Source organism: Bacillus cereus group sp. TH152-1LC, assembly GCF_027710505.1.
GTDB lineage: Bacteria > Bacillota > Bacilli > Bacillales > Bacillaceae_G > Bacillus_A > Bacillus_A mobilis.
This window is the reverse complement of the sequence record NZ_JAQFNK010000001.1, coordinates 1,140,225-1,165,944: the sequence shown is the minus strand read 5'-3', so window position 1 is coordinate 1,165,944 and position 25,720 is coordinate 1,140,225. Positions and strand designations below refer to the sequence as shown.

Genomic DNA, 25,720 nt, shown 5'->3' with positions numbered 1-25,720 from the left:
AAAGAGAGCTTGTTAAAATCCGTATATTTGTAATTTCATTGTCTTGAAATAGTAAAATAGTTAATATCTTCATTTCAATGTAAATTTGTAGCATTATGTTTGTTTAGAATGTTATAATCTTCCTTAGAATACCTCATAAGTTAGGGCTGTACATGCTCAAGCTTATTCAATTAACTTATCCTTTTTAAATTTTAAATAAAATCAATTTATTTGGGATGAATTGGACTATTGCCATTTTATTTATTTTCGGTAAGAATAGTAAGGTATGTTGTTTAATGATAAGGGGTCAACAAGCAATTACATCCCAGCGAGGGGGAAGTATCATTAGAAAGAAGGGAGGTAAACACAAACATAATGTTGATTACAACAAGAAGTGAATCAACTGTTCCGAAAAAGAAGGTCAGTGTTTTGCGAAAATTCCAAGCTCTCTTTGGAAAGAAGAATCCAGAAAGAGATTTCGCTGATGAGGCGATACATAAAAATCTATCTGAAGTCGCAAATATAGACAATGCTGATAAACGAAAGAAGGAAATTTTGAAATTTTCCAAAGATTTACAACCTTTCGGCTTGAATTTTTCTTCGATGGTAAATGAAAAGCCAAGAAAAGAAAAAGATATTCATTTAGCATTATCTATAGCGAAAAGCATCACGGAAAATAAACATATGAAAGAAAAACTTTTTTTACAAAGAAGCATTCCTGTTTTGGAAGTAACTTCTAATATTTCGGTAAAGGAGAGTTTTCTTGTAAAAAATGAAGCCTATATCATTGGTTTAACAATATTGTTAGCTGGTGAATATAAGCTACTAAAAGAATACTGGGTAGAGGGGATACTTCATTGAAAGGTTTGATATTAGAAGAAAAGAAAAAGTTTTTTGTTGTATTCGGTTCAGAAGGGGACTTTCTTCGTGTGAACAAAAATACTTTTTCAAACAAGCAAGTTGGAGAAGAGATTGTTTTTACCACAGATGACTTATATATTAATAATTTTAAAAACATCTTTTCCGGTTACTCCCGTGCAGGATTTCTTTTAGTACCTACTTTAATTGCTGCATTTTTCATATTAAATATGAGTGGGCTTGATATTAACAAAATGATATATAGCTTTATCGGCAATCAAAGTAACGTTAAATCAAATTTTGCAATGGGTAGAGAACCACATAAAAAAGATTCGCCAGAAGACAACAGCAGTGACCAAGATGAGACAACATCACCAACTATACCTTTTATAACGGATGATGACCCTAATGTTGCTTTTGCTCAAACTATTAAGGGCACTCATTCGAATAAAGGTAACAACAATGATGTTGATGTATCTAATCTGAGAGATTCAAATGATTCTATCAATACTTATCTGTTAGATACAAAAACAGGTGTGATTTACAATACAACAAAAATGTCATCCTTTTTATCTGAAACAGAGAAAGAGAATAATGATTTGTTGAATAAACAAAAAGACAAAACATCTTCCGAAGGACACAATGGCATAGGTCTTATTAATAGATGGGATGGAAATAAACCAAATAAAGGTAACAAAGAAATAGGTTCAAATAATAGTTCAAAAGAAAATGTAGCCAATAATGGACAAGGTGGCACAGGTTCAAATAATAGTTCAAAAGAAAATGTAACTAATAAAGAACAAGGTGGCACAGGTTCAAATAATAGTTCAAAAGAAAATGTAACTAATAAAGAACAAGGTGGAAAAGACCCACTTGACCCTACTAAAACGGATGACGGTTACATTGCGGGTATTGATTTGGACAAAGAGAAAGACAAAGAGAAAGATAAGAACAAAGACAAAGACAAAGATAAAGACAAAGATAAAGATAAAGACAAAGATAAAGACAAAGATAAAGACAAAGATAAAGATAAAGATAAAGATAAAGATAAAGATAACAACGGAAACAACGGCAACAATGGAAATGATGGCAACAACGGCAACAACGGAAACAACGGCAACAATGGCAACAACGGCAACAACGGCAACAATGGAAACAACGGAAACAATGGAAACAATGGAAATGATGGCAACAACGGAAACAATGGAAATGATGGCAACAACGGCAACAACGGCAACAACGGCAACAACGGAAACAATGGAAATGATGGAAACAACGGCAACAACGGCAACAACGGCAACAATGGAAATGATGGAAACAACGGCAACAACGGCAACAACGGCAACAATGGAAATGATGGAAACAACGGAAACAACGGAAACAACGGTAACAACGGTAACAATGGCAACAATGGAAATGATGGGAACTCAGGGACTTGTGGAAAAGACAAAGAGAATGACAAAGAATGTTCTTGCGCTAAGAATGGCTATTATTATGAAAAAGAAAAGATTCTATTCTTTGAACTAGACGAAAACGGTAACTTGGTAGAAGTTTGGAAAGAAGTTTTAGTAAAGAAAATGTGTAAGTAAAAAAAGAGCTTCCGTAAAACGGAAGCTCTTTTTTTATAAATTATTAAGGTGTGATAAACAGTTGAGTCCACCAATGTGTTAATAATCCGCCTTGAGCGTATCCTACGCCAATACGTGTGAAGCCAGGATTCAATATGTTATCGCGGTGTGATTCACTGCCCATGAAATTTGAAACTACTTTTTCTGGAGTATCTTGTTTAGCAGCAACATTTTCTCCTGCTTTAGTGAAAGATATACCGAAATCTTTCATCATAATAAAAGGGTCTCCGTATGTAGGACTATAATGTGAAATGTAGCTTAAATCTCTCATATCCTTAGACTTATATCTTGCTACACCAGAAAGTTCCCAGTCATATGTCAATGCAGAAAGTCCTACTTTTGCTCTTTCAATATTTGTAAGGCGAACAACTTCTTTTTCTAAACTTTTCTCGTAAGCTAGGTCTGGAATTTTAATAATTTGACCTGCGTACAAAGTAGAGTTTGTTTGTAATTCAGGATTTACATCTGTAATCTCCTGTTTTATAACTTGGAATTTTTGAGATACAGAATAAAGTGTATCTCCTGTTTGTACAGTATAAGTGATTGTTTTAAGTTCTGCTGCTTCAGCCACATTTCCAGTCATGAATAAAAATAATGATAGAAACATAACAAGCAAGCCATAAATGGTTTTTTTCAATTTGTATTTTCCTCCCTAGTAATTTAATTCTCTATTAACATTAATACTTTTTCTCAATTGTTTCAACGGAAATTTCGCCCAAATGACGTTTTTTTATCAGAAACAATGATATTTTAATGTGTTTTTTTATTTTTTCTAGTTATTTATTATTTTTTTTACTTAATAGTCCTTCATGTTAGCTATTTAAAATAGTATGTTAGATTTTCTTACAAAACAAAAGGAGTTATATAAAACCAGAATAATATTATAAATACAAATTGAGAATGAACAGTTTTTAACATTTATATATATTTTGGAGGAATTCATAATGTCACACACAAAAGAAAGTATTTTAGCAAATGCGCAAGAAGAAGGTATTCAATTTCTTCGCTTACAACTAACAGACCTATTAGGGAATTTAAAAGATATTGAGCTACCAATTAGCCAATTAAATAAAGCATTAGATAATGAAATGATGTTCGATGGTTCTTCTATTTCTGGATTTGCTAAAATTGAAAAATCGGATATGTATTTATATCCAGATTTAAATACTTGGTTAGTTCTTGAAGAAAAAGGATATAAAGTAGCTCGTCTAATTTGTGATATCTATAATCCAGATAAAACACCGTTTGAGGGAGACCCTCGTGGTATCTTAAAACGTGCATTAAAAGAAGCATCCGAAAAAGGGTATTCAGTAAACGTTGGTCCAGAACCAGAATTTTTCTTATTTAAAACTGACAAAGATGGGAAAGCCACACTTGAAGTAAATGATAATGCAGAATACTTTGATTTAGCGCCAATTGATTCAGGTGAATCGTGTCGCCGCGATATCGTACTTAGATTAGAAGCATTAGGATTTGAAGTTGAAGCGTCTCATCATGAAGTAGCGGAAGGGCAACATGAAGTAGATTTCAAATACGATGATGCCTTAACAACAGCGGACCGAATTCAAACATTTAAGTGGGTAGTAAAGCAAGTTGCAGCTGAACATGGTTTACACGCTACTTTTATGCCAAAACCAATTGCGTTTGTTAGTGGTTCGGGTATGCACTGCCATATCTCTTTATTCAAGGATGGAAAAAATGCATTTTATGATGAAACAACTGAAACTGGTTTATCAGGATTAGCTCAACAATTTATGGCTGGTGTTCTTTCACATGCGAGAGCAAACGCTGCTATTACCAATCCATTAGTTAATTCTTATAAACGACTAGTGCCAGGCTACGAAGCCCCTGTAAATATTGCTTGGTCAACATCTAATCGCTCTTGTATGATTCGTATCCCGGCTTCTCGTGGCTTAGGAACGCGTATTGAAGTGCGTAATCCAGACCCAACAGCGAATCCATATTTAACACTTGCTGTTTTATTAAAATCTGGTCTTGATGGTGTCACAAATCAACTAGTGGCTCCAAAAGAACAAAGACAAAACTTGTATCATTTATCAGATTCAGAAAAAATAGAGCTAGGCATTGGTAGTTTACCAGTATGTTTGATAGAAGCTATTGAAGAATTGAAAAAAGATGATGTGGTTTTATCAACCTTAGGAGAGCATGCCGCATCTAACTTTGTGGCGATTAAAGAAGCTGAATGGAAAGAGTATATTCTTCAGGTTACTGAATGGGAGACAAAACGCTATTTGAAGTTATAAGAAAAAGGTTCGGAATTCCGAACCTTTTTTGTTTTATTTTTTTGGATTTAATATACAATTATTGAAATTACATATAACGGAGGAATATATATGAATAAAAAAACATTATTTTTGACGGTCTTAATTATTATTATAGTATTTATTTCATCATATTTTTACTTGAAATCAGACAAAGAGAAAGGCAATGTTACAAATAGCTATATCGTTACTTATGATTATCGAAATCAAGAAGAAAATTTCAAAAAAATTAAATCTGAATTAAATAGATTAGGCATTATTATGATTAAAAAGTATTACAAAGGAGTTTTTCCTGTTATTGAAATTAAAACTACCGAAAATATGGTGAATGATGTAAGGGATATAAAGGAAGTAATGGCTGTTGAAAAAGAGAAAGTCCTAGTAACCATAATTGATTGAGCAATAAAAAGATAAAACTGTTTTTCAATACATTCAATATAAAAAGCCAAGAATTCTCTTTTTGGCTTTTTATATTTTTATCTGATAAAAGTGTAAAAACCACGATGAAAACGTATAGTATTTAGCTGTTAGTAGGATTCATCATCATCTAAATCCATAATTTGAAGCCATTCGTTATCATTATTACGGATGTAATATTCGCAAAAAAGCCTGTCATAGTAGCCTTTTTTTAGCAATGTTTCTGTAATTTTTATTTCAAGTGTAGTATCAAAGTACAACGTCATAATTTCTACAAGAGATGCACTAACGACTAATTTATATTTTCTTTCATCCATTTTAATTCACCCATTCTTCTGTTTTTTCTTATAATAGCATTTCTTATTCTGGATTTGTTGGGAAACTCAATTTTTTAATCATAATAAGCCATTTTTATTGAAGGAGGGGGAAAACACCCCCCTTTTTTAATCCATAGTTTCCCTTTTTCACTGAAAATGATGAAAATAATTCCTTTCTTCAAAAGAAATTCTGGATTTCCTATTTTAATTTCAAAAATAAAAGATATAATATTATGGTATAAGCTATGTGAAAAGGAGGTTGTTAACGTGACTGAAATACAAAAGGATTTTCAAAGCCTTATGGAAGAGCTTCACAAAAAATATGAAGTTCCTAATCTAATAGGGGATTCTAGTGAGATTATTTTTATTCTAGAATCACCTCATATAGAAGAGTTGTTTTATGATGCTCCCATTTCCGGATTATCAGGAGGAACAATGACGAAGGCGCTTTTTGGACAAGAAAATAAAATCCCTTTAGGAAGAGTTGTAAAGGATTTTTTAATTCAAAATAACGATGCATTAGTTAGCGAATCGAAAGAATTGGACCATTTAAATAAAATAGGCATTATGAATATATGCCGAATTCCTATGCAGAAAGCGGCTTACATTCACTCGAAAACCATTGAAAAATATGGTATATTTAATTCGGAAAAATTTGATGGAATCATAGAGCTAATTGAGCAGATTCGCAAAAACAACAAAGATTTTTATAAGGATGAATCTAAAAATATTTTACAGAAAATTATTTTAGATAGATTCTCTGCATCTCTTCGTGAATTAAAAGACAAGAAATTATACCTAGTACCATGCGGGAAAACAGCAGAGAAATTCTTTAAGTTATCAGGTGTTTCCAATCCTAATTGGACCATAGTAGAGGGCATTCCTCATCCATCTTATAATTCATGGGCTAGAGAAAAATATTGTGTTGAAATTCAAAATTTAAAAGGTTTGATGAAAAAATAACATCTATTATCCTTAAGAAAGTTCTAAAGGAATAAATAAATTCAGAAAATGTATAAAACAAGAACATAACTTCCGGGGGAATACAAATATGAAAAAGATTATTTTCACTTCAGCAGCCGTCACTTCACTAGCGGCTGGCTTGTTTTGCTATACTAATATGAGCAAAGAAGAAATTTTGCATGCATCGGGGAAGATGACAGAAGAAAATCAGAAAACAGTATATGAAGTTGAAACAAAGTTATCAAAAAATCCACCTACTAATGTAAAAGCTTCTTATAAAAAAGCTGAACCTGAAAAAGTAATTTTAGATGCACCTATTATCAATCAACTTCCTGAACTTCCTAGGGGGTGTGAAGTCACATCTCTAACGATGTTATTGCAATACGCAGGTGTTGATGTTAATAAAGAAACACTTGGGAAAGAAATCAAGAGGGACCCTACACCGCGCACCGTTAAAAATGGCGTGACACATTTTGGGAATCCAAATGATGGATTCGTAGGAGATATGTATGCTTTTGATACAGCTGGATACGGAGTATATCATGGACCAATTGCAGAATTAGCAGAGAAATATTTACCCCATCGAATTGTAGATTTTTCTGGTCAGGATTTTGAAAAGATTTTTCTATTTATTGATGCAGGAACACCTGTATGGGTTATTAACAATGCTATGTTTGATGAAATTTCTTCTGAATATTTTAAGACATGGGAGACACCTTCAGGTCCCATTTCTATCACAATGAAAGAGCATAGTGTACTCATAACAGGATATGATAAAGAATACATATATTTTAATGACCCTTTATCTGGAATCAAAAACGACAAAGCTCCTATTGAGCAGTTTAAAAAAGGTTGGGAACAGATGGGAAAACAAGCTGTTTCTTATTCTATTCAAGACTAATACATATATACAACAATTCATGATACATCATTCATACATAATCGATAGCTGCTCATTTATTTGGGGCAGCTTTTTTGTTTGAATTTAAATTCGTTTCCCAACTATATCCTTTTTTGAATAATTTCTTGATTTTTTTGTTCTCTTCTATTAAAAAGGAAGCAATTTTTATAGAGGGGAGAATATACATGTCATTATCCTATGAAGTTCACAAGATATTAAAAACAATTGTAGAAAAAACATATCCGAATGAAAAGATTTTAAGCTTTTTTGTAGAAGTCCATGCTAAAGAAATGCGCTCTAGACACGGTGATTATAATCGAAGAGAGCGGAAAATAAGAATTTTTAATTTATCTCAACCAACAGAATACACCGTTGGAACTGCCTTGCATGAAGTTGCCCATCATGTGGAATATTCGCTATACGGAGACACGGGGCATTCTAAGCGTTTTTATCAAGTGTTTAAAGAGTTATTAGAGACAGCTGTACAAATGGGGGTAGTTGACTACCAGAAGCTTCGTACGCAGCAAAATGCAAGTGATATTAGGGCGTTAGAAAAACATTTTGGTCCTGTGACGAGTACGTATAATCCAGAAATAGATGATAAAAGGAATATGTATGTAATTGAAGTCATGAACTCTTATTCTATTAAAGATATATTGAAAAGTAGGGGTTATAAATTTCAAGCTCAAAAACAATGTTGGTCAAAGGAGATAGAAGAACAAGATATTGAACAAGAAAAGAATTTAATTCTTCAACATTTATCACCAGAAAACCTAAATATCAGAAAAGCCAATGACATCAACATTGAGGCAATATATTATGTGATTGTACATAATTCCTATTCTTGTAAAGACCAATTGAAGCAAAATGGCTACTATTTTAATGGATATAATCAGAAGGGGAATGTGTGGGTCAAAAAAATAAAATCAACAGAGTTACGCCAAGAAGAAACGTTTTTAAAACAATTCAAAGATATTAAAGTAACTATCAAAGGTAGCTAATCATTTCATTCATCAAAACATAAGGCGGTAGAGACTTAAAAAATTGAAATCCGAGAAAACGAAATTCAAAAAACGTATAATACAGGTGGAATAATTTCACGTATACAAATATAGATAGGAGATAACATCATGGAAAATCCTCAAAAGAATGTTTGTGGCTATGCATTGATAGAAATTGATGATACTGGTAAAAAGGCAAGGATGAAGGAATTTCGTGCGATTGATGGTAGGTTACAAGACTATTTAAACGATTACTATCAAAACGAAGGAATAGGTCATGATGGGGCAGGGGAACTACAACAACAATTGCCACAAGATTTGAAAGACGTGTTGGTTTTAGTGACATTTAACTATACTTCCATTCCAGCTGGACCCTGGGAAGCACCTCATTCTGAATATGAAGATGTTTTCTCAGTGGTTAATCATACTGTCATGCAATGGAATTATAAAGAGTTCTTTAGAAAACAAGTTACTCATGACATAACGCTAGAAGGACATATACAAGGAAATACTGTTGAAGAAATTTTATCTCTTTTAAAAGTTGAATCTACAAATTTAATCGTTGATGTTAATTGGGCAGAAGAACTAGTAGAATCATGGGAATTGTTTTATGATGAAGACCTTATTATTGAATCTATACCAAAAGAGATTAATACAGAATCTGAAAAAATATTCTTTTAGGAACATGCAGTAAAGTGGATGTTATATGAATTTCAAACTAAAAATAAATCGATGTTTTTTCAGATAAAGTTCCCGTAATCAAAGGAAATAATATGTTTTATGAAAATAAAATAAAACATATTATTTATTCCTTTATGGATAATAATTACCGTAAAATGCATATTTAAGAAATGAGGAACTTTAATGAACTACAAATTATTTCAAGACATAAATCAAATGGCTGGTCATCACCCATTTTTAGATGGATTTATGGTTTTTGTTACACAAAAAGCGTTAATAATCTACGCTTTAACTTTACTGGCAATGTGGTTTTTTGGAAAAGAAAAATATAAACAAAGTGTATGTTTCGCTGCATTTACAAGCGTTTTAGCTTTATGTATCAGCTTTGTAATTGGTCAAATTTATTTTGAAGCTCGTCCATTTGTAAGTCACAATGTTAATTTATTGATTAGTCACGCTGCTGATGCTTCTTTCCCAAGTGACCATACAACTGGTGCATTTTCATTGGCGTTCGCAATTTTATTCCGTCATCGTAAAATAGGAATCGGTATGCTATTACTTGCAATTTTGACTGGATTTTCTCGTGTATATGTAGGACATCATTATCCTTTCGATGTTTTAGGAGGCATTATAGTAGGATTAGTAGCTAGTACATTTATTTATAAAATTAGCCCATTTCTGCAACCTATCGCAAACGTTATTATCCGAATATATAACAAGATTCCATTCGTTCCTAAAAATAATAAAAGTGAAACTCGCAATTTTTAATAAAAAACTAGACCCTTGTTCTTAGAACAAGGGTCTTTCTCTTATCTATTATCTTGAATGAGATACTTCTGTATATTGGTTTGATTGCTGTAAAACAATTTGTTGTGCTGGCATCAAAATCTTATTATCAAACATTTTTTGAGCGAGCATATATTTTGCTTCTTGAGCAGCCGTTAAATAGTCTGTATCATTTACTGTAGCTGTAATAGAGAATTTATAACCATTAGGACTTATATCTAACGAAGATAATCCATATACATTGTATTGCTCTATATATTCTCCTGATATTTTATCTGTCTTCAATAATGCTGCTTGCACTTCATTTAATTCATCACAAACCTCTTGTAGTAGTTCTTTTACTCTGTTCGGATTTTCATTAAATGAAACAATGACACTTTCAAATATGCGTCTTTTTTCAACAGAACCATTTACCATTTTACGAATTTCTCCGTTTTGAATTGTTACTAGTTTACCGTTTACAAGTCGAATCTTAACAATTCTGAATCCTAATTCTTCAACGGTACCACCTTCTCGTTCTCCGTTCACATTAATAAAATCTCCAACTCTAATGGTTTTTTCAAATATCATAAACATACCACTAATCAGGTCATTAATTAATTTTTGAGCACCAAATCCAATAATTGCGGCTATGATTCCACCGGCTACTACGAATTCTTTTAGACTACCCGCGAAAGGTTTAATTGCCGTTATTACAAAAACGATAAGCAAAATGTAGGATGAGGTGTTTCTGAATACACTTTCAATAGTCTCTTCTTTTTTTTCATCAATTAAACTTGTACGCTTAAAGAATTGATGAAGAAGAAACCGTATTGCAATAATAACCAAATAAGCGCTTAATGTTGTGAAAAACAAAGTAAGAAAGTAGTTTTGGATACTTTCCCAATCCAATTCTAAAAAACTCATTATCTCTTTTGTTAACTCTTTCATATGAAATCCTCCGTTTTTTTAATTCCTATTAATATAGGCTTATTATACATTCTTTTTTCTGAATTGGTGATTAATTATGTAGCTTTTTAAGTTAAATTTATGTATAGGTTTTTATTTGTTTTTTGTAAAACCATAGAAAAATCTGAAGGAGGAATAAAATGAGAACAACTCGTTTGTATTCATACTTATTTGGTTATATTGCTTTGAATTTAAGGAAAATTCGCCAAGCTGAAAAGCTACACGCAGAAGGGAAACAAAAAGAATCTTTTCGTTTGATAGAAACCGTTGCAGAGAAGGGCATCAAAAAAATCATAAAAATTGTTGGTGCTCGTACAACAATAAAAGGTTTGGAAAATATATCTCATGAAGAAACATATTTATTCGTGGGGAACCATCAAAGTAACATGGACATTCCGCTTGTGTATGCATGTATTCCTAGAAAACCGACATTCATTGCTAAAAAAGAAATGGAAAAAATTCCGTTGCTAGGTAGGGTTATGAAAGCAAAAGGGTGTATCTTTTTAGATAGGAATAACCCCCGTAATGCTATAAAGAGCATCAATGAGGGTGTTGAATTGTTAAAGAGCGGAGAAAATTTAGTTCTTTTCCCAGAAGGAACTAGAAGTAAAGGTCCGAAAATGAACGAGTTTAAGGCGGGAGGTTTAAAACTGGCGCTTAAATCAGGTGTTAAAATTGTTCCTGTCACAATTAAAAATTCCTACATGTTAATGGAGATGAACAACGGAAAGGTTAAACCAGCAGATGTAGAGATTATTTTTTCTGAACCTATAGATGTATCAAATTGCAAAGATGCGGTTACGTTATCAGCAGATATTCAGAAAATAATAGAACAAAATCTAAGAGATTCAGAGTGAAAATTTCTCATGAAATAATACAAATTTCTTATATCATTTAAAAGATGTGGTTTTATATGAACGACCTCTAATTAATTAGGTATTCAAGTTCTTTTTTTCTTATTTTTACTTTATAATGAGTGTATTAGCAACGTGAAAGGATGTTAAACATGAAGAACAAAAGTTGGAGAAAGAAAAGAATCGAAAAGAGAAAAGAGAAAAGAAAAGACTCTCATATCGGTTGGCTTATATTCGATATTATTACTGATATTTTACTATTCGTTCCAGAATTAATAGTAGGATGTTTTCGACTATTGTTTATCGCGTTCCGTGTTATCATTCGTATGATTGGGGATATTTTTTAATTAAGAAACCTATGAGTTTTTCAAACTAGTTGAATTTTCAACATAAAAATTACAAAACTAAATAGATTTATATTATTAAACATGAGAAGGATGATTTCATGATTCTAATAAAAGAAGTAAGCCTAAACTTAAACGAAGAAGATAAAGTTTTGGCAGAAGGTAAATCATTAAACGAATTACCTTATTTACTTGAAGAATTGGGATTTAAAGATTGTAAAACTAAAATTAATGAAAATGGAACAAAATTGTATTACAAAGGCAAACGTTCCTTATATGTACATTATAAGCATAAATAAATTCACTAACAAAAAACTGTACATTAATGGTACAGTTTTTTTGTTTTTCTATTAAAAATTAACAATCTATATCAAGAGAGCTAAAATATGGTTCAAATAGTCTTTTGGGAATTTAGATAATAGTCTTATCTTTCTTTAACTCAGAATAGCGTACCATTTTTCTCAATAAGTAAGGTGCTTGAGATAAAACAAAGAAACTTATTCCCTCGCCTTTATAAAGTGGATTTTTCACAATAATTTCTTTCTCTGTTAGCTCGCATATGTTTTCATTAAAATCCCCGTTATATACACATACACCATCTTTTGAAGTATCTTTAATAATATCCATAAACAATAGCTTCGTTGCTGAAGATAAGCTTTTTACTTTATCTAAAATATATCTTTCTTTTTCTGGAATGCTTTCAGATTGAATCAAACAAACACCTCATTTTCTAATATTATGTTGCATCTGTTTAATTGTTTTTTTCGCTTGTGCATTCCCCTCTAAATAAATCAGTATTATTCTTTGAAGACATTTTTGTTCGCACTTATTAAAGCTATCGTATGAATACAAAAGAGGAGAGAGAGGAAGCGATATCCAAATCCAAATAAAAAAACACCTTTCTTTCACGAAAAGTGTTTTTGTCTTCATAGTTATTATATTTCGTTTGTTTTATGTAACCCTTTTGTTTAATCATCTTCAAATGAATTTGCGTGAAGAGGGATTGAAGCAACAAATATAATTAGGATGACGATTGCAACTATGTTCATATTGATTTCCTCCTAAGATAGCCCTTTAATTATCTTAATAGCGTTCTTTAAACCTCTAATGTGACCGCTATCTTTAACTGCATTAGGTTTTTGTCTCTTTTGAGCTTTCTTAATTTCTTGCTTCAGTTTGAATATGGCTTCTTTTTTACGCATCGAATCAACACCTATTTCTTATACGTTTTCTCTTCATGCAAAGAGGGAAGTAAATTCAAAATTCCTATTTTTATATTATCATGTTGGATGTTTAATATACCAATCATAACCTTCGTCATTTAGAATTTGTACACTTCATCTGAAGTAAAATCTAAATAAAAACACCTTTCTTTTCGAAAAGTGTTTTTTGTAGATATTAACCCAATAACCCAATTTTTTGTCCCATCATTAGTTTATCTCCTGGTTGTAGGGAAGTTAAAAATTTACCAGCATTTTTATCTAAAATCAATATAATGGTTGAACCAAATTCAAACCAACCTAACTCTTCACCTTTTTGGTAAGTGGGCTCTTCTTTTAATATTGACTGCATAGATTGTCCTCGATGTTGGTTATGAATGCTATCTTCATATGTAATTTGAATGCTTCCAACAATAAAAGCTCCTACTTTTACAAGTGCAGCATGATTCCCATTTATATTAAAAAACGTAGTTAATCTTTCATTTTTGGTAAATAACCCTTCAACATAATTCACTCCAATATCGTTAACCGGGAACAACCTTCCAGGAACATATTTATATTCAGTGATTGTGGCTGTAAAAGGCATATGTATCCTATGATAATCACTAGGACTTAAATACACTGTCATGAAATGCCCGTCTTCAAATACACTATGATTCCCATTAGCAATAAGCTGCTGTAAAGAATAATGAATTCCCTTTGCTTGAATTAGAGTACCATTCTTAATTCGTCCCATTTGTGCAATTACGCCATCAACAGGGCTAACAATAGAATCTAACTCGTTATTAATAGGTCTAGCGCCTTCTTTTAGTCGTCTAGTAAAAAAATCATTTAAACTCTTGTATTGAGATACTGGTTTTTCAGCCAAACTTGTATCTATTTTAAAGTGATTCGCAAATGGTTGAATAAAATGTTTACTAAGAGAAGAATTTGCTAAAATACCCGCAGCTTTAGAAATTTTATTTTGAGGTAAAGTGGAAATAATCTTTTTCGCCAATTTTGTCATATTAAGTGCTCCTTACATACAAAAAAATCTGTTTAATGTATCGCTAGTATTCTCGTTCTTTTCTGTTTATCCTAATTCGGCTTCGGAAACCTGTTGATACATTAGGTATTTGGTTTCTATACAAAATAAAAACGTTGCATACCCGTAATTCAGAATATGCAACGCAGAAATTTGACTAACCATTCGTTTCTAATGATTAGTAGTGATAATGCCAAATATAATTTAATTTTGAACCCAGGCAGTTCCTGCCGAAGTATAGATATGATAATAATTGCCTATTTTTTCGAACGCCTCAACTGATTGAGGGGATAATGTTGTAATCGGCTTTTTATCAAATATGTTTTCGTAAACAGGTTTTTTATTTTTTAATACAATTTCTTTCTCGAATTTTGATTTAATGCCCTCTACTACTTTATTAGAAGAAATGTAGTAAGGTCCATCTGAAGTTTTTACTTTATACCAAGAGCCAACCTTTTTATACGCAAAAATCGTTTGAGGAGGCAATGTTTTTATTACAGTAGAATTGGATACAGGCTTCTTTCTTACATTTGTTGCTTCAAAGGTAGTAATATTTTTGTCTACACGTACTTCTTTACCTTCTATATATTCTGTCACATATGCCCATTTTGGTCCCATCCATGTTTGTACTTTGATGAAATTTCCTGCTTTTTCATAAGCTTGTACGGATTGTGCATCTAAGGTAGTTCCTGTGTATTTTTTGAAACTAGGACTTGTATATAGTTTGGATGTATTTAGTGTAGTAATAACCTTATTGAATTTTTTAACCTTTGAATTTAAAGCATATCCATTTTTCTCTGCAATTTCATCAAACGATTGATTGCTTGTAGTGATTACAACGGGCGTATTGGTTTTAAGTACATTAAACAAGGAACGTATTTCTTTGTTATGCATACGAATACAACCAGAAGAAACATGTTTTCCTATTGAACTTTCATTGTTGTTTCCATGAATTCCGTATGTTGTTCCCCATGTTCCTCGTGCATTAATGCCCATCCATCTATCCCCAAGCGGATTTCTAGGACTTCCTCCAGGTATGTTTTCTTTATAGAATGGTCTATTTTTGATTTTATTTACAATTTTGAAACGACCTTCTGGTGTAAGATTTGGTTTTTTTCCTGTTGCTACAGAATAAATTTTTACCAATTCATCATTTTGGTAAAAAGCTAGTTTATTAGTTTTTTTATTAATAATAATGAATTGTTTTTCCGTAGCTGCATAAGAAATTTGAGTAAACATTGTTGTAAACATCATTACAATTGAAAAGATAACACACATCATTTTTTTCATAAGCATTCCTCCTTTTAAAATATTAGGAAAGTATAATTTATACCGAATGACAAGGTGTAAATTTTCAAAATTATAACAGAGGAAATAAATATGTGTTGGAAAAATGATAAAACCAAGTTCCCTGTGAACGAACTTCGATACAGTAGTTTCTTTAGGAATATAAGGTAGTTTTGCAAATGTCATATAAAAGGAATATATGTAAGTAAGTGGAATTCGGAGAAAGTTAGACAAAGAAAGGAGGGTTGCATTTTGAAAAAACACACAGGCATTATTGTATCTGCATTTGCTTGCATTTCATTCATCTTAGGCGGTTGCGGTACAACAAAAACAAATGAAACACCGAAAACAGAAACGGTACAGACTACGAAGGATGTGCGGGAAATTGCGTGGAGCTCATTGGTTGATTCCGAGAAAGAAGAAGTAACGGGTACTTGGAAAGAAGCAAAGGTAAGCAAAGTGAAAGCGGACGGCGGATTTCTCCTCAAAGATAAGTCTTTTGAAGGAAAAGAAGTGACAATGGTTACATTCAATTCAAAGAATGCTCTATTAGGGGATATTATCAAATTGGTAGATGAAAAATCAGGTAAAGTGATTGGAGCAGGTGGTAGAGGTTGATTGAAATAGGCGGAGCGAATGCTCTGTCTATTCCTATGAGAAAAAACCACAATATTTAGACAAAAAACCCCTTATAGAAAGGGATTTCATGTTTATATTTTTTACTTAAATTGAGGTAACAAATAAGTTACTAATAATTCCTTCACCTTATCAGGACATTCTTCTGATGAAGGGATAATCTCAAGCTCTTTTTTTCGAACTCCAGCATTCCATTTAGAAATGAAATGATAATAATATTTTTTAGTTTTGAATTTATGAATCTTTAACTCTACATCTTGTTTTGTATCTGTTGTATCTAATAAAGTTTCAAATTCCACATTATGATTAGTACCTTTTATATCTAATATAAGTGCATCGTATTCTTCTGGATAATTATCCAGAATTTCTTTTGCTTCTAATTCTACTTCTTCCCAAGAATCTAACTTCTCCATCAATCTATTAAACAAAGATTCAATTGTTGTTTCTTCGAATTCGCGGAAACTGAATCGAATTAGTTCTGTGAAATTTACCATTGGCGGTTTCATGAGATTTAGCAACATCATTTTTTCTTTTACATCAGCAAAGAACTGGCTTAATGATTGTTTATTAAATTCTAATTCAAATAATTCATCTTTAAATTGTTTACTGTCAATAAATTGTATTGTACATTTTGTAAAATCAGAAATAGATGTTAATGCCAATCTTTCTCCGCAGTAGTCGAAGTATAAACGATTATAAATATCCCAGGTGCCATCACGATTTTTGTCTATTGTAATCAAAGGATACTCGTTCTGGATATGTTCAAATATACCTTTAGCTTCTAAAAACTTATCTATATAATTTGCATACTCTTCAAAAATAATTCCTCCTAAAAAGTTTTGCTTATACCTAGCAAATAAACATGTTTGTAATTGAGCATATTCTGGATTCATATCTTTTGAAAAAATCGGTTGAAAGACTTCTATCATTCTATAATCCAATTGTCCAGATTCAGCCATGAAAAGAACATCTTTTGCTTTTGTTAATTTCGCATATTCTTTCCAATAGTCCATCATAATTAAAATTTGTTTTTGGTAGTATTCGATTTCATCTTTTTCAATGGTTTGCCAATTATATGAAAAATGTCCTCCACCTCTTACAGAAATGGTTAATTGATTAAATCGATTCGGTCCAGTATCTGAAACTTTTTTAGCGATGATTTCTGTATATCCATATTGAATCGTATACGAGCCTTTGATAGTAACTTCTTTCGCGTCACCTTTTTTATCAAGTTCTTTTCTTTTTTCATTCGCCTTTTCTTCAAATAAAGTCTTCAAGTCTGTGATTTTCATATTGTTGCTCCTTTTTTGTTTTTTGAAATTTTACCATAAAAAAAGAATTAGGGAGTATTTAAACAGAAACTTTGGAGCAGGGGAGGGAGTCGTCTTTCCGTTTCATATATACAATTACAATAGTTATACAAAATAAAGCAACAAAAAAAGAGAGGGGACCCTCTCTTTTGTTTTTAATTACACTGTATAATTTTTAAAGCACGCTTGCGCACAATACTACACCCGAAGCTAAAACGACTACCAACGTCATATAAATAGCAATTACCACAGCTTTATCTTTATTACTCGTCTGGTAGTAGGCTTTTTTCTCTTGCACTCTTTGTTTTAGTTGATTTGCTCTTTTCATTTTATCATTCCAATATTCATAATCAGACTGAATTCTTTCTTTATTTTGTTCAATTTGTTCTTCAATTTGAATAAGACGTTCACCATCTAACTTTTCCTTTAAATCATAAAGGATGTTCTCAAGTTTACTTTGTCGTTCTTGAACACTCTTTAAGCCATCTTGAACACTCTCTTCTAGTTCTAGGACAGATTCTTCTTCTTTACTTACCAGTTTCTTTTTTTTGTAAACAAAGTAAATCTCTATACCTGACATGAGCATTATGAGAAATAAAACGAATGTCTTTAACCAAATTGCAGCTGCTACAATCATTATAAATCCAACAATCCATACTTTTACACTTATAGCAGCCATAACTCGACCACCATCTAGGGGACTAATAGGTATTAGGTTAAATAAATTTAGCATAAATCCCATTAAAATAGCCGCTGCCCAAAATGTATCATGTGTAATGAAATACATAGGGACCGCCGTTAGTAATACTCCTATCGTTCCAAAAACAGGACCCATATATCCAACATAAGCTTCATCTTTTGCTGATTTAGGCAAATCTTTCATTGCGATAAGAGCCCCAACAAACGGAATAAAAATTGCATTTGTTGTTCTTAACCCTAATTTTCTTGCTGCATACAGATGTCCGTATTCATGAATTGCTAGAAAGAATACCAATAAGGCTCCTAACTTCCAACCATACTTCTCCATGTAGAACCATAACATGACTCCCATACTTAAGACGGTAGGCAGCTTAGCTATCTTTGCAAATACAAGCAAGGCAGTAAGAAGAGCACCTATTTTTCCTGATGGCATTTTAAATTGTGGTAGTTTCACTTTGGGTATTTTAATAGTAAATTTTCCTTGCATAATTTCCTCCTGGAATGCTTTTTTGCCTATGTATATCACACAATAGTAGGTGTAGTGAAATTTAATTATATTTTAACATGTTTTCTAGTGTGAATTAGGAGGGAAATAGAGAAAAAATTTGGAAACATGCCTTATCTATTATTTTTTAATCTATTTTTATCTAAAGAATCATTTTTGAAAAATATTTCTTATCAAAAGCCAGATTTTTTATTATTGGTTTTGTTAGAATATAGGGGAAATGGAAAAGGAGGAATTCTAGTGTCTGAAACTATGAATATTACATTAAAGTTAGAGTTTTTAAATGCGCGAGGAAATTATCATAAGGAATTCCTAGTTCACAAAGATATTTTTGAACAATATGTAGAAGACTACATTGAAATGTTCGTTTCTAAAAATGATGAATATTATTATATAAGTTCCATTAGTAATACGATTATATACAAAGTTCGCATGTGTAAAGATATTGTTGAAAATGCTAAAAACGTCAATTTTTCTATGGATTTAGAAAAAAGTATATTGGCATTAAATCGAGAATTATACGCAACAGGATTTTCTAGGTTGATATGGTTAGCTCTAGATGCGTACATTATGAAAAATTACAAGGAAGTTATAGGAGAAAAAATTAAGAAATCTCATCCTACCATTGATAATACGGGAACAACTATGAGATATACACTATTAAAGGCAGTTACAACAACAATGGAAACAAAAAATGGAAAACAAGGAACACCTGTTGTTGGTTATATTTTAAAAGATTTCGTAACAGATACAACAGAGTTTTTAGAACGAAAAGAAGCATATAATAAGGTGAAAACATATGGAGCAACGAATGTAGAAGCGTTATCTAGAAACGTTAGTTGTGAAGAAGATTCTCCTGATTCAGAAGGTAAAATATATTACTTGAAGCCGAATGATGGCACTAAAATAAACGAACACTTCATATCTCTAGAAGAATATAAGAAACAAGAATTATTAAGTTTATAAAATCCCGAATTTTTTTGGGATTTTTATTTTTTTTAAATTCAAAATTGATATATTGATTTTAGATATTTTAAGGGGGGGGCTTTTAAAATGAAAGCATGTGACTATTTAGTAGATGAACGTTATGAAGCAGAAATTAATTGCTTTTATAACCCAATATTTTCAGGAGAAGGAGTTCAAATCATTCGTACTTGGCATAGTGGAGGGTCTCTTTCTACTTTTCAGGTAGGTGATAAGCTGCCGCTTAAGACTTTGTACTACGAATACCCGGAGAATTTTTGTATTGTATTGAATCCTATTTTTAATAAGTTTGAATTAGCTCTAGTGGAAAACGGAACATTTTCTGGATTCATTATCGATGCTCTTGATGCGCCAGAAGAGATTCACTCTTTTTACACGTTTAAAGGATTCAAAATCAAAGCTGAAAATGGCAGAGAAATTAAATCTTATATCGACAATTATCGCGAAGAGTTAGAAAAAGAAAATGGAACAGGTAATTTTGCATCATTAACTGCGAAATGGATTGAACCATTAACACCGGAACAGCAGCTAGGGGAATTAGTAGATTGCTACCTTTGGGCAAAACGCCATAAAGATGATGAAGAATTCAGTGAAAATCCTAATTACCATGAGGAAATTTTATTATCAATTAAAGAATTTGCTGAAGAACATCCAAATGCATTTACTTCATTCATCACGAAAAAACAGATTCAGTTTTAGTTTTCATAAGGATTCTATCATTGGACTATTTCTTTATAAAATACATGCAAGGGAGAGCTTCCTTTGAGCAAACCGTTAACGTTTCTAAAAAAAATTCAGCTGGTTTTGTTGTATATTAACCACCAAAAGGGCGGAGTCATTGTAACTTGTGCCTATTGCCGAAGCACGAACCTTACATTCGAAAAACAACGACGGATTAATCATGATTATAATATAGTATATAAAAGTAGCTACAAATGTGCTGACTGTGGCGCCTTTTGCGAAAATAAACAAGATTGGATTCAATCATCTTAACTATTTTTAATATTTCATTTGAAAAAGAATTTATTTTTTGATATGTTTTTAATAACATATAGCGCTTAATGCTATTTTAAGGAGAACAACCATGAAATTAACAGAAAAACAAATCAATGAATTAACGGACACTTTTAAACATGCAGACCAAGTACGTTTGCTACATGGACCAGATGAAAAAGAATCATTTCTTCTTTTTGGAGTAATGCAAGGAATGAGAGAAACTTTAGAATCTAAAGGTTTTGAAGTGCCTGGTGTTACTGGTTTATGGTGGTATGAAAGTATTGAAGAAGAGCCTAAAAGAGGACCTAACATTGAAGAATTAGTTCTTAAGAATGGAACTGATGGTAATATGGCTTACGTATTACAAGGAAGAGAAAGTGGAGAGAAAAAAACATTAGAGATTCTAAATTCAAAATAATAACAGAGCAACCAAGATACATTCATTGGTTGCTTTATTTTTTCCAATAAAGGGTGAAACAAAATAGATAACTTTCACCAGAAAGGAGAATGAAATGAATCGAAAATTACGAGGAAGAATGAGTAAGGATTGGTTAACAAAAGCTGAAGCGCTAGCAAATGGTAAACTGTTCTCGGCTAATGGATATTATAAAGAAGTTGCTGAGAGCGGACGTAGATTTCTGAGTATAGGAAAATGTGGTTCGATAGGTATGCCCGTTAAAAAAAGCGAAGAACCAAGCATATTTGTCCATAAGGATGAAGATGTGCAAACAAATTCCTGTATACCTCTTTATGACAGAACTGCATTTTTTAAACAACATAAAAAACTCGATATAAAAGAAATTGGAACAGAAGACCATTTGCACTTAGTTCGACGTTCTAATCTAAGGAAATGGGGATTTAAACGTTATAAAGGATTACCTGTTGTAGGATTTATTGAAGAGGACTCTATATTAGAATCGGTATATGATATATCTGGAACGGAAGAGTATGAGTCTAATAAATTAAAGATGTTAATGGAACAACATTAGAAAGTCGAATGCACTGTTTTTTAGTTCGACTTTCTAAATAAACATGGTGTGTATTTGAAATCAATACGTAGTTGACTAATACCGCAAAGGGGATAATTTCATTGTTTAAAATAGATGATAGGGTAAAATGCAAAGAAACTAATCTTGTTGGAATAGTATTAGACCGCGAATGGGAAAGAGGCTGGTCGTATACAATTTTGACAGATGACGGAAAGTATTTCTACAGGAATGAAAGTGAAATAGATTATGCCGTATGAAACAATACGAACAGATAATCAATCATATAAAAAATCATCATTAGTAATTGGGCTGTAATAATTGGAAATAAAGCGCATACATAGTATGATATATATATCTTAATGAAAAGGCGGAATACTTATTATGATGGGAACAAGATTTGTTAGACCAGGACAAGAAGTATTTGCAATCGTTTCAGGTAAAATTCTTAAATGTGTATTTCTAAATCGTACAGGAACAGGTGATTTTGAATTACGAGTTATTCCGAATTATTCTGAATTAATTGTTAGTACGGTATATGGAACAGTCGGAGGCGCTCAACAAGCATTAACGAAGAGTTATCAACCTGTTTTAGCAAATTCTATTCATACATCAAGCCATCGTTCAAACGTTAATGGTAGAGTAAATTCATATGCGGTCTGTGAACAGTGCGGTAGCGTAACTTCAGCAGGCAAAGGATGCGAGTGTTCTCGATGGGCATAATAAGGAGAGAGGGATTTCCCTCTCATTTTTATTTTGTCAAAAAAGACTTTTCAAGAAATCCATAATTAATTCATAGTTTTTCTTGGAAACTAAAAAAGACCGCAAATTTGTACGGTCTTACATGGTTTTTACTGTATTTTTATCATTCGTTAATTACAATCTCTACATCTTGGTTGCTTTTTGGACAAACGACGATTTTACAAATTCCATCATCATATTCTTCAACTTCTATATAAGATTTATTTTTACATCTTAGTCCGACGTCAATTCTATTATCATATGCATCGAATACAACGAAATCGAATAGGATATCTTCTTCATTCTCTTTTTCTTGCTCTTCTAGGTCATCCTCATCTTTTTCTTCGTCATCATCCTCATCCTCATCCACAGCGGCAGTAAGAGTGATTGTGTAACGACCTTGTTCTAATTTCAAGAATATTTCTTTATCGTTATCGTATGAATCTACCTTAACTGGCTCATCAAATTCAGCATTAATATCAGAAGAATCATATTTTGGACTTCGTTCCTTTAACAATTCAGGTCTATCTAACTTATCAATAACCCTTTTCATGTCATCAACTACTTCCCAGTCTCCACATCTGCTGTAATATTTGTATAATCTCCAAATTTTGTGTTCGTTTCCTTCTCGAATTAACGATAATACCATCTTTCCGGAAGGCGCGTATTCCTCAGCATATTCCCAAACATCTTGAAATGACATAATTTATCTCTCCTTAAATAGTTTTTTAGATTTTACCAGATTTTTTCATTTGCAGGGACTTTTTCATTTATTTGTTTGTTTTATCAAGGTATTTCGCACCATGATATAATGAACAAAAAGGATGGTGTGATATGGCTAAGACGAAAAAACCAAGCAAAATCACAAAACAGATGAAGAAAAAAATGCGTCATGGAGGAAGGCTAACTTCTGATGAAGTTGGTATACTCAAACGGTCCTTAAAGAAACAAGGACTTCGTTACAAAAATAATCCGTATCATAATCAAATTAAAGATTTTTTAGTAATTGTTGATTATCTAACAGCAGGTGAGTATATCTTTTTCAAATATCAAAACAAACAATATGTAATGAACGAAGATGTTGGATATATCTATCAATTAGATTTGAGCGCAAAAACATTAACGTATGCTGACTCTTTAATGATAGTAGAGATAAAAGAAGTTCTTCGTGTTAAACGAGAAAGAAGAATACAGAATCATCAGCATATTGAAATTCCTGTAGAAGATGACGAGTTCCCTGAATGGTATGAAGGACAAATAGAATGGTTAAAAGAATATTTGGATGACAAACAAAAGGAACTGGTTGCTGCCATCCCGTATATTTCAAAATTTGACGAATCATTTCAGGAAGAGATGAATGAGAAATTTTTTGAAGAAGAAATAGACTAATACATCATTTAAGCCCTTATTATACAGGGCTTTTTTGTTTATTTAACAGATATTTTTATGTTTATGTACTATGTTCATATTATGTATATACAGTGTATATGATATGTTATAATTTGTTTATACATAATACATACTGAATAAGAGGAGCTGTATTTATGAAGCAGACGTATTGGGAAATTACTGATTTTACACATGGAGAATGTGATGGCGGCTATATCTATGCAGATGTGTGTAAGATATATACAGGCGTAGGAGCTATGTTTTATCAAAATGGAAACTTAATTCAATTCATCGAAGCAAAGATAGAATCCGTAAATTTAATTGATTTAGGAAATGACAGGTACCACTACTATCTCAAAACATCAAATTCTTCAAACTCTATTTATCTAAAAAAATGCGAAGAAGTAACAAAAGAAATTGAAAAAGGTGTAAACGTTATTTTAAGAGATGAGGATGTCGCTTGGAAATTAACCGCAGCTTGTTCTGAAGTTGATGACCTTTTTGAAAGGTTCTATAAAGAAATCGAACATGACCACATGTGGACAGTCTTAGAAAACATTGAAAGTCGAATTTTGCATATAGAGAAAAACGGAATTAAAAAATATATTAAATGCACAGATGCTATGACTGTTGAAGAAATTCAAGGTCATGGAAGAGAATTTCGCTTGCGAAAAGAAAGAAATAATAAATAATAGAAATTTAAATAAAAGTATTTTAACAATAAAAAAAGCATTGGAATACGGTATTCTAATGCTTTTTCATTTACCTCAATATCCTACTCTTATTGTGGAGGAAGTGCTATTGAAGCAGTTATTCCATTTCTTTCTCTAACAGATTTAATTCAACTAGTTTGTTTTCAATTTCTTCTAATGTATTTCTACGCCCTCTACGGTAACTACTGTTTCTAGTTGGATAAGGGACATGTTGATTATAGTCTTGAAACCAATCAACAAATGAATCGATTTTTTCTTCTTTAGATTTAGGATAAGTATATCCTTCAATAATGTATTGTGCTAGTTGATATGTACTAATTTCGTTTAAAGGTTCACACTCATTGTTCCATCTATTGAAACGTTTTGGTACATCAAGAACTTCTTCTAATGTGAATTCTCTAATAGCACAATCCAAAGCTAATCCTATTTCTCTACTTACAGTATGTTTCATCTAAAAACTCTCCTTATTCCTTTTAAATTTTTATTCTATTTGTGAAAATGATTATAAAAACAAAACTTAGATTTGCGTACAAATGCATATGTAATTGTTAAAATAGACGTATATAATCACTGAAAGAATTTTGGAAACAATCTTCTCTCAATCGAAATAGCAATTATACAATATAGTAGGAGGTGTAACTGCTGCTGGTCATTAGTAATACCGTCATAAGCACTTCCAAGCATTAAATAGCTTACGAATGCAGAAGTTTTTATGAATATAGATTTGGATTTATTCAAATTGATATACTATGTACAGCGGTTTTCATCATGAAGAAACATCTAAGCATTATTTTACTTTTCTGTATTATGCTTTTATTAGCTGCATGTGACAGCAATGACGAAGTGTTACTTCTTAGATTGGAAAACGGGAAAACGATAGAAACGATGAAGAAATCTGATTTCCCTGCTACCTTAAAAATTCATTACTATGTAAATGAGAAATACAAGGAATTAACAAAGAATCGAACATATACGATTCGAAAAACAGCAGGAAGATACGGTCCTAATTATACTATTTTTGAAGTGAAAAAAGTTAAAGACGGCTATAAAATTGTAGATTCTCCATACGAGAATTTTACAATGCCTTCTGTTGAACATTTTGGGAAAGAGTATTTACCACCTTTTACTTTAACTGGATTAAGTGGTACCATAGAACGTAAATTTGATACGTATTCTGAATTAGAGGATTTTCAAGATGCAATTGACTATTATGTGGATTGGTTAGAAATCATTGATAAAGATAAGGACAAAAAATAAAATTAAAAATCAAA

33 protein-coding genes are annotated in these 25,720 nt (G+C 31.7%); 22 read left to right on the top strand and 11 right to left on the bottom strand.

The annotated features are described in order from the left end of the window. Positions 1-354 precede the first annotated feature (354 nt). Positions 355-840 (top strand): hypothetical protein, encoded by a 486-nt coding sequence (locus PDL00_RS06600; RefSeq protein WP_270727771.1) that lies wholly within the window; start codon positions 355-357, stop codon positions 838-840. Continuing rightward, positions 837-2,426: an anti-sigma factor domain-containing protein gene (locus tag PDL00_RS06595; RefSeq protein ID WP_270727768.1), complete on the top strand. Its 1,590-nt coding sequence runs from the start codon at positions 837-839 to the stop codon at positions 2,424-2,426. Before PDL00_RS06600 ends, PDL00_RS06595 begins: the two co-directional genes overlap by 4 nt. Positions 2,427-2,469: 43 nt before the next feature. Here PDL00_RS06595 and PDL00_RS06590 read toward each other — a convergent pair whose 3' ends face one another. Continuing rightward, complete coding sequence (locus PDL00_RS06590; protein ID WP_270727766.1) at positions 2,470-3,102, bottom strand: CAP domain-containing protein; 633 nt, start codon at positions 3,100-3,102, stop codon at positions 2,470-2,472. A gap of 307 nt (positions 3,103-3,409) precedes the next feature. Here PDL00_RS06590 and glnA point away from each other — a divergent pair, with 307 nt between their 5' ends. Both glnA and PDL00_RS06580 read left to right on the top strand, forming a co-directional pair. Further along, entirely contained in the window at positions 3,410-4,729 is a 1,320-nt protein-coding gene (gene glnA, locus PDL00_RS06585; protein WP_270727763.1) for a type I glutamate--ammonia ligase, read from the top strand. A 90-nt stretch (positions 4,730-4,819) separates the two neighbouring features. Beyond that, positions 4,820-5,146, top strand: coding sequence for a hypothetical protein (locus PDL00_RS06580; protein ID WP_270727760.1), 327 nt, complete (start codon positions 4,820-4,822; stop codon positions 5,144-5,146). Between the two features lie 128 nt (positions 5,147-5,274). Here PDL00_RS06580 and PDL00_RS06575 read toward each other — a convergent pair whose 3' ends face one another. Further along, positions 5,275-5,481: a hypothetical protein gene (locus PDL00_RS06575; protein WP_270727758.1), complete on the bottom strand. Its 207-nt coding sequence runs from the start codon at positions 5,479-5,481 to the stop codon at positions 5,275-5,277. Between the two features lie 267 nt (positions 5,482-5,748). Between PDL00_RS06575 and PDL00_RS06570 the strand changes: the two genes are divergently transcribed. The 5 genes from PDL00_RS06570 to PDL00_RS06550 all read left to right on the top strand — a co-directional run bounded on the left by PDL00_RS06570 (position 5,749) and on the right by PDL00_RS06550 (position 9,795). Further along, positions 5,749-6,444, top strand: a complete 696-nt coding sequence (locus PDL00_RS06570; protein ID WP_270727755.1) for a hypothetical protein — start codon at positions 5,749-5,751, stop codon at positions 6,442-6,444. An 88-nt stretch (positions 6,445-6,532) separates the two neighbouring features. Continuing rightward, the gene (locus PDL00_RS06565; protein WP_270727752.1) at positions 6,533-7,345 is read left to right on the top strand and encodes a C39 family peptidase; all 813 of its coding nucleotides are present in this window, start codon (positions 6,533-6,535) and stop codon (positions 7,343-7,345) included. Between the two features lie 185 nt (positions 7,346-7,530). Beyond that, on the top strand, positions 7,531-8,346 hold the full coding sequence (locus tag PDL00_RS06560; protein ID WP_270727749.1) for a hypothetical protein: 816 nt from the start codon (positions 7,531-7,533) through the stop codon (positions 8,344-8,346). Between the two features lie 129 nt (positions 8,347-8,475). Then, on the top strand, positions 8,476-9,027 hold the full coding sequence (locus tag PDL00_RS06555) for a hypothetical protein (protein WP_270727747.1): 552 nt from the start codon (positions 8,476-8,478) through the stop codon (positions 9,025-9,027). Between the two features lie 183 nt (positions 9,028-9,210). Further along, positions 9,211-9,795: an undecaprenyl-diphosphatase gene (locus PDL00_RS06550; protein ID WP_270727743.1), complete on the top strand. Its 585-nt coding sequence runs from the start codon at positions 9,211-9,213 to the stop codon at positions 9,793-9,795. A gap of 48 nt (positions 9,796-9,843) precedes the next feature. Here the strand turns inward: PDL00_RS06550 and PDL00_RS06545 are convergent, their stop codons facing one another. Further along, a complete protein-coding gene (locus PDL00_RS06545; protein WP_270727739.1) occupies positions 9,844-10,743 on the bottom strand; it encodes a mechanosensitive ion channel family protein in 900 nt (299 codons plus the stop codon). Between the two features lie 158 nt (positions 10,744-10,901). Between PDL00_RS06545 and PDL00_RS06540 the strand changes: the two genes are divergently transcribed. The 3 genes from PDL00_RS06540 to PDL00_RS06530 all read left to right on the top strand — a co-directional run bounded on the left by PDL00_RS06540 (position 10,902) and on the right by PDL00_RS06530 (position 12,258). Further along, positions 10,902-11,618, top strand: coding sequence for a lysophospholipid acyltransferase family protein (locus PDL00_RS06540; protein WP_270727735.1), 717 nt, complete (start codon positions 10,902-10,904; stop codon positions 11,616-11,618). Positions 11,619-11,767: 149 nt separating this feature from the next. Next, entirely contained in the window at positions 11,768-11,962 is a 195-nt protein-coding gene (locus PDL00_RS06535) for a hypothetical protein (RefSeq protein WP_263044584.1), read from the top strand. 98 nt (positions 11,963-12,060) lie between these two features. Further along, positions 12,061-12,258, top strand: coding sequence for a hypothetical protein (locus tag PDL00_RS06530; protein ID WP_270727729.1), 198 nt, complete (start codon positions 12,061-12,063; stop codon positions 12,256-12,258). Positions 12,259-12,370: 112 nt separating this feature from the next. On the opposite strand, the gene PDL00_RS06525 is transcribed toward PDL00_RS06530, so the two are convergent. The 4 genes from PDL00_RS06525 to PDL00_RS06510 form a co-directional block, all read right to left on the bottom strand. Beyond that, positions 12,371-12,673 carry a hypothetical protein gene (locus PDL00_RS06525; RefSeq protein ID WP_270727727.1) on the bottom strand — a complete coding sequence of 101 codons (303 nt, stop codon included), beginning with the start codon at positions 12,671-12,673 and terminating at the stop codon, positions 12,371-12,373. Between the two features lie 347 nt (positions 12,674-13,020). Further along, positions 13,021-13,161, bottom strand: a complete 141-nt coding sequence (locus PDL00_RS06520) for a hypothetical protein (RefSeq protein ID WP_270727724.1) — start codon at positions 13,159-13,161, stop codon at positions 13,021-13,023. 196 nt (positions 13,162-13,357) lie between these two features. Further along, the gene (gene asd, locus PDL00_RS06515; protein ID WP_270727722.1) at positions 13,358-14,185 is read right to left on the bottom strand and encodes an archaetidylserine decarboxylase; all 828 of its coding nucleotides are present in this window, start codon (positions 14,183-14,185) and stop codon (positions 13,358-13,360) included. Between the two features lie 222 nt (positions 14,186-14,407). Continuing rightward, positions 14,408-15,493, bottom strand: coding sequence for a L,D-transpeptidase family protein (locus PDL00_RS06510; RefSeq protein ID WP_270727718.1), 1,086 nt, complete (start codon positions 15,491-15,493; stop codon positions 14,408-14,410). 249 nt (positions 15,494-15,742) lie between these two features. Between PDL00_RS06510 and PDL00_RS06505 the strand changes: the two genes are divergently transcribed. Then, entirely contained in the window at positions 15,743-16,108 is a 366-nt protein-coding gene (locus tag PDL00_RS06505; protein WP_270727716.1) for a hypothetical protein, read from the top strand. Between the two features lie 101 nt (positions 16,109-16,209). On the opposite strand, the gene PDL00_RS06500 is transcribed toward PDL00_RS06505, so the two are convergent. Both PDL00_RS06500 and PDL00_RS06495 read right to left on the bottom strand, forming a co-directional pair. Continuing rightward, positions 16,210-17,418: a hypothetical protein gene (locus PDL00_RS06500; RefSeq protein WP_270727714.1), complete on the bottom strand. Its 1,209-nt coding sequence runs from the start codon at positions 17,416-17,418 to the stop codon at positions 16,210-16,212. Between the two features lie 193 nt (positions 17,419-17,611). Beyond that, positions 17,612-18,622 carry a site-2 protease family protein gene (locus tag PDL00_RS06495; protein ID WP_270727712.1) on the bottom strand — a complete coding sequence of 337 codons (1,011 nt, stop codon included), beginning with the start codon at positions 18,620-18,622 and terminating at the stop codon, positions 17,612-17,614. Positions 18,623-18,880: 258 nt separating this feature from the next. Here PDL00_RS06495 and PDL00_RS06490 point away from each other — a divergent pair, with 258 nt between their 5' ends. The 6 genes from PDL00_RS06490 (at position 18,881) to PDL00_RS06465 (ending at position 22,329) form a co-directional block, all read left to right on the top strand. Continuing rightward, the gene (locus tag PDL00_RS06490; protein WP_270727709.1) at positions 18,881-19,606 is read left to right on the top strand and encodes a hypothetical protein; all 726 of its coding nucleotides are present in this window, start codon (positions 18,881-18,883) and stop codon (positions 19,604-19,606) included. An 87-nt stretch (positions 19,607-19,693) separates the two neighbouring features. Next, entirely contained in the window at positions 19,694-20,323 is a 630-nt protein-coding gene (locus tag PDL00_RS06485; protein ID WP_270727706.1) for a hypothetical protein, read from the top strand. Positions 20,324-20,386: 63 nt separating this feature from the next. Further along, on the top strand, positions 20,387-20,617 hold the full coding sequence (locus PDL00_RS06480) for a hypothetical protein (RefSeq protein ID WP_098517751.1): 231 nt from the start codon (positions 20,387-20,389) through the stop codon (positions 20,615-20,617). Between the two features lie 91 nt (positions 20,618-20,708). Then, positions 20,709-21,038, top strand: a complete 330-nt coding sequence (locus tag PDL00_RS06475; protein ID WP_098517750.1) for a hypothetical protein — start codon at positions 20,709-20,711, stop codon at positions 21,036-21,038. Positions 21,039-21,132: 94 nt separating this feature from the next. Further along, positions 21,133-21,609, top strand: coding sequence for a hypothetical protein (locus PDL00_RS06470; protein ID WP_270727702.1), 477 nt, complete (start codon positions 21,133-21,135; stop codon positions 21,607-21,609). 381 nt (positions 21,610-21,990) lie between these two features. Then, positions 21,991-22,329, top strand: a complete 339-nt coding sequence (locus tag PDL00_RS06465) for a hypothetical protein (protein WP_270727701.1) — start codon at positions 21,991-21,993, stop codon at positions 22,327-22,329. 142 nt (positions 22,330-22,471) lie between these two features. Here the strand turns inward: PDL00_RS06465 and PDL00_RS06460 are convergent, their stop codons facing one another. Next, complete coding sequence (locus PDL00_RS06460) at positions 22,472-23,050, bottom strand: hypothetical protein (protein ID WP_270727698.1); 579 nt, start codon at positions 23,048-23,050, stop codon at positions 22,472-22,474. 131 nt (positions 23,051-23,181) lie between these two features. On the opposite strand from PDL00_RS06460, the gene PDL00_RS06455 reads away from it, so the two are divergent. Both PDL00_RS06455 and PDL00_RS06450 read left to right on the top strand, forming a co-directional pair. Next, positions 23,182-23,736 (top strand): hypothetical protein, encoded by a 555-nt coding sequence (locus PDL00_RS06455; protein WP_270727695.1) that lies wholly within the window; start codon positions 23,182-23,184, stop codon positions 23,734-23,736. 155 nt (positions 23,737-23,891) lie between these two features. Further along, complete coding sequence (locus tag PDL00_RS06450) at positions 23,892-24,428, top strand: hypothetical protein (RefSeq protein WP_270727692.1); 537 nt, start codon at positions 23,892-23,894, stop codon at positions 24,426-24,428. 118 nt (positions 24,429-24,546) lie between these two features. Here PDL00_RS06450 and PDL00_RS06445 read toward each other — a convergent pair whose 3' ends face one another. After that, positions 24,547-24,900, bottom strand: a complete 354-nt coding sequence (locus tag PDL00_RS06445) for a hypothetical protein (protein WP_270727689.1) — start codon at positions 24,898-24,900, stop codon at positions 24,547-24,549. A gap of 317 nt (positions 24,901-25,217) precedes the next feature. On the opposite strand from PDL00_RS06445, the gene PDL00_RS06440 reads away from it, so the two are divergent. Beyond that, a complete protein-coding gene (locus PDL00_RS06440) occupies positions 25,218-25,706 on the top strand; it encodes a hypothetical protein (protein WP_270727686.1) in 489 nt (162 codons plus the stop codon). Positions 25,707-25,720: the final 14 nt, after the last annotated feature.